7 protein-coding genes are annotated in these 4,267 nt (G+C 38.1%); 5 read left to right on the top strand and 2 right to left on the bottom strand.

Annotated elements, in window-relative coordinates; translation table 11 throughout:
- Positions 1-376, top strand: a 376-nt coding sequence (locus K6G87_RS02235; RefSeq protein WP_296833298.1) for an AAA family ATPase, incomplete at its 5' end; no start/stop codon positions are given.
- 337 nt (positions 377-713) lie between these two features.
- On the opposite strand, the gene K6G87_RS02230 is transcribed toward K6G87_RS02235, so the two are convergent.
- Positions 714-1,049, bottom strand: a complete 336-nt coding sequence (locus tag K6G87_RS02230; RefSeq protein WP_296833295.1) for a hypothetical protein — start codon at positions 1,047-1,049, stop codon at positions 714-716.
- Between the two features lie 224 nt (positions 1,050-1,273).
- On the opposite strand from K6G87_RS02230, the gene K6G87_RS02225 reads away from it, so the two are divergent.
- From K6G87_RS02225 to K6G87_RS02210, 4 genes are all read left to right on the top strand, one after another.
- On the top strand, positions 1,274-1,483 hold the full coding sequence (locus tag K6G87_RS02225) for a helix-turn-helix domain-containing protein (protein ID WP_073387994.1): 210 nt from the start codon (positions 1,274-1,276) through the stop codon (positions 1,481-1,483).
- Positions 1,484-1,580: 97 nt separating this feature from the next.
- Positions 1,581-2,183: a DUF6088 family protein gene (locus tag K6G87_RS02220; protein WP_073387992.1), complete on the top strand. Its 603-nt coding sequence runs from the start codon at positions 1,581-1,583 to the stop codon at positions 2,181-2,183.
- Positions 2,184-3,179 (top strand): nucleotidyl transferase AbiEii/AbiGii toxin family protein, encoded by a 996-nt coding sequence (locus tag K6G87_RS02215; protein ID WP_296833287.1) that lies wholly within the window; start codon positions 2,184-2,186, stop codon positions 3,177-3,179.
- Between the two features lie 200 nt (positions 3,180-3,379).
- Positions 3,380-3,559, top strand: a complete 180-nt coding sequence (locus K6G87_RS02210) for a hypothetical protein (protein WP_296833284.1) — start codon at positions 3,380-3,382, stop codon at positions 3,557-3,559.
- A gap of 108 nt (positions 3,560-3,667) precedes the next feature.
- Here the strand turns inward: K6G87_RS02210 and K6G87_RS02205 are convergent.
- Positions 3,668-4,267: helix-turn-helix domain-containing protein (locus tag K6G87_RS02205; protein ID WP_296833282.1), on the bottom strand; the 600-nt coding region annotated here is incomplete at its 5' end.

Here is a 4,267-nt window from a genome sequence, read left to right as displayed (position 1 = left end):
AGCAGAGGAAGAATATAGTAGACTAGGTGGAGTTCCACAGCACTTCCATGAGCGTTCACATGGTGAAAGCTTTTTACAGCTGGTTCAAACGAATTTTAAAGGGCATGGGCTTTATCTTTTAGATGAGCCGGAGGCTGCATTATCACCTCAGAGACAACTGACCCTGTTACTAGAGATTGTTAATTGTGCTAAGGAAGATTCTCAGTTTATCATGGTTACGCATTCCCTTATTCTTCTTGGAATACCTGGAGCAGAGATATTAAGCTTTGATGATGGACAGATACATCCAATAGATTATGAGGATACTGATAGTTATCAGGTTACAAAGATGTTTATAGAGAACAGGGAACAGCTACTTAACAGATTGTTGAATTAGGGTTTTGACTGGGGGATTACATGTCATTTCAAATCATTAGGAACTAGAGTACCGTGTTGTGTTAACATGGCTGGTTCAGAAGCGTTGAAGAAACTGGAAATGGTTATAGATTTGTGGCAAGGCAGGTACCTGCCCGCTTATAGATAAGAGAATGCTGTATAGATACGTTTATTTTATCAATTGATCCAGAGATTGTGGGGACACTGTCACCACAATCTTTGGAGTATTGAATACTGGAAGAACCGGAATTCTGTGAAAAGGAAAGCGGTAATGATGGTTGTTTTTAATTAATTAAAAAGCTTGATAAATTGCAAATATATAATACCTTAGATAACAATTAGTTGCCCAAAATGCAATATGATTTTTCTGTAATATCTTCTCTTTCAGGATACTTAGTATCGCTGAATCCCAAAATATAATCATAGGAAACACCATAAAACTTGGACAGAGCATAAAGTAGTTCAATGCTCATATTTGTCTTGTTTGAAGGGCTTTCATGTTTGTTATAGGTGTTTCCACCGATATCAATCCCGGTTTTTTCTTTTATCTGCTTTACAAGCTGTAGGCCACTCATTCTATGGCCTATTTCTTCTTCATAATCTGTCTTAAGTTCATATAGGCGTTCTGCCGTAACCTTCTTGTTATACCAGTCTTTCTTGCTGTTTTCGCTCATGATTTATCTCTTTCTAAATTGTAAATGCAACATATAATTTGGCGTTATTACCTGTGTTTTGGAAGCGTCACGCTTATTGCATAATAATCGTGACATCTCGTCAGATAAATTGTATGACTTATCTGACAAAAATAGAAAGTTAAAAAAGAATAATACACGTTGTGTAAAGAGAAAAGATATGTTATTCTTGTACACAACGTGTATTTCAATTTTAGGGAGATTTTATGGACGATAAGGCTAAAAAGATAAAGGAACTGCGTGAAAGCACTGGCATGAATCGCAGGGAGTTTTGTGAGTACTTTGATATCCCTTATAGAACTGTCACGGAATGGGAACGTGATATGCGCCATGCTCCGGACTATGTAGTAAGGCTTTTGGAGTACTACATAAGAATGGAAAAGATGTTTAAAAAGGATGAGGACGATAAGATATAATTGGCGAGAACACTTGGCTGGAGGTAATTTGAAAAGTGAGCCTCCTTGCAATTTCGTCAGATAAATTATATAATATATCTGACGAAAGGCGCTCAAGATGAGAGAAAAATATCAGATTGAAATAGAAAAAAGAATAGAAGATGCTGATTTAGGGTATGCTTTTTCAGCGATAGATTTTGCTGATATTGCAGGTACTGACCCTACTAATAAAGCATTGTCTCGACTTGGTGAAGCTGGGACAATCAGAAGAGTCATAAAAGGAATATATGATAAGCCATTGTACAGCAAGCTGTTAGGAGAGTATAGTTCACCAAATATTGAAAAGGTAGCTCAGGCGCTTGCTAGGAAGTATAACTGGACAATTGCTCCTTCAGGAGAAACAGCTCTTAACTTCCTGCATTTATCAACACAAGTTCCTAATTCATGGAGCTATATAAGTGATGGCCCTTATCGTAAATATGATATTGGTTCTTATCAGGTCGAGTTTAAACACTGTGCTAATAAGGAAATATCAGGAAAAAGTTTCATAACGATTTCTGTTATTCAGGCGATTAAGTATATTGGAAAAGATAAAATACAACAGGAAGATAAAGAAAGATTATCAAAGGCGCTGTCTAGTTCAGATAAGGAGATTATTTTGCGAGAGGCAATAACAACGACAGCGTGGATATATAAAGTAATAAAGGAGATATGTAGTTAAGTGAAGAAAATTGCATTACTTGGTAGAGAAGACAGGGAAGTCCTTTTTTCTCGTACAGCAGAAAAAATGAAAATGCATCCTTCAATTGTAGAAAAAGATTTTTGGGTCTGTTTTATGCTGAACCATTTATTCCACGATTGCATGTACAAAGATGCATTTGTGTTTAAGGGAGGGACGAGTCTTTCAAAGTCTTATCATGTGATAGAACGCTTTTCAGAAGACATAGATCTGATTTTGGATTGGAGAAAGCTTACTAATGATACTGATCCTTGGGATGAAAGATCCAAGACCAAGCAGGACCAGTATAACAAAGAAATAAATTCACAAGCTGCAGTATTTTACAGAGAAGAACTGGTTCCGGCCTTGAATAAGGAATTGGCTTTAAAGCTAGGTGAGGGTGCTTGGGTTGAAGTTGATGACAATGATCCTATGGTTGTGAATTTTAGGTACCCAAGAGATTTTTCTATGGAATATTTAGTTCCTGTGGTTAGGCTGGAAATAGGGCCTTTGGCTGAATGGATGCCATCTCATGTGACGATAGTTGAGCCTTTTGCAGCCACAGAGTATCCAAATGCTTTTGAGCAGAGAACAACAGACATTCTGACAATAGATATAGAGAGGACTTTTTGGGAAAAACTTACCATACTGCATAAGATGGCTTACTTTCCACAAGGAAAGGTTCTGCCTAGAAGATATGCAAGGCATCTTTATGATGTTTACTGTATGGCAAATAGCTGGGTGAAGGATTCTGCATTTGCTCGAAAGGAATTACTCCAGAAAGACGTTGTGTTTAAGCAAAAGTTTTATTATGCCAAGAGTGCACATTATGAGACTGCAACACTAAAAGAAATAAAGCTGATTCCTGCGGATTATATTATGGATGAAGTAAGAGAAGATTATGCAGCCATGAAGAACATGATTTATGGAGCTTATCCCGATTTTGATAGTATCCTGACCTATCTTGATGAATTAGAGGATGAGATTCATAATCTGTAAGCGCAACAGCACCGCTTATGCCTTCATCGAGACCATCTTCGTGTCCGATATCATAGCTTATTTTGCATTAAGTGCATCTGTTTTTGCAACATCTGTATCTGAATATGGAAAAGCTGTGTAGGTTCCTATATGATCAGGGGAGATCCGAATCTGATATTTGGATTGCTGGGCTAAGCCTATACCCGTCAGGAGGAATCATTTTGAAAAAGGTAAAAGCTTTATTTTTAATAATTCTGACAGTAGCTGTTTTGATAACTGCTGCCTATCCTGCGCACGCTTTTGATAAGGATATCCTTATTTCAGATTATGTAGAGGAGTTCTCCTTAAAATCCAAATCCGGAGGTGCGTCCAGATATGGCGACTGTTGTATTGGCTTTTGAGGACATTTGAAGATATGGAAGAGAGCGCTGAAGAAGAAACAGATACTGAAGGCGAAGAAGCAGAAACATCTGAGGATCAGAACGAGGCAGACTACACTCAGGTCTGCGCTATTTTTTACGTGAAATGTGATGCCTGTATTCCCTGTCTCTGAACTGTTTTGGTGTTACCCCGTTCTTTTTGCGGAAGGCCTCCGTGAAGTGACTCTGTGAGCCAAAAGCTAGGAAGCTGCTTATCTCGGCGCAGGAATAATCAGAATTCTTTAGCATATTTTCGGCAACTTCCAGTCGCCTTTTTAGTATATACTCAGATACTGAGAGCCCGGTTTCTTTTTTAAACAATACCGAGAGATAGCTTGTGTTTAATCCTACATGAGATGCAAGCTGATCAAGCAGGATCTTTTCTTGAAGGTGCTGGTCTATATAATCCAGGCATCTTGAAACATGTTTGGATATTATGTTTCTCTTTTTCAAGTTCTGCATGCATTTGGTGAAATAGGATACCATCTCGTAATGAAGGTCAAGAACCTCATCTACTGATACGCATTTGTTCATGTTATAGATGTAAAGGTCACTGGTGTTATATGCTGTTTCTGAGTCAAGGCCGCCTTCTATGGCAAATCTCGTCATGAGAGTAGCGTTACAGATAAAAAGATATTTCATATTGGTCACAGGGTCGTCGGCTAGCTTTGAGTTTCTGGCACCCTGAAG

It is taken from the genome of Butyrivibrio sp., assembly GCF_024699075.1.
This window is presented reverse-complemented; position numbering and strand designations above follow the sequence as displayed.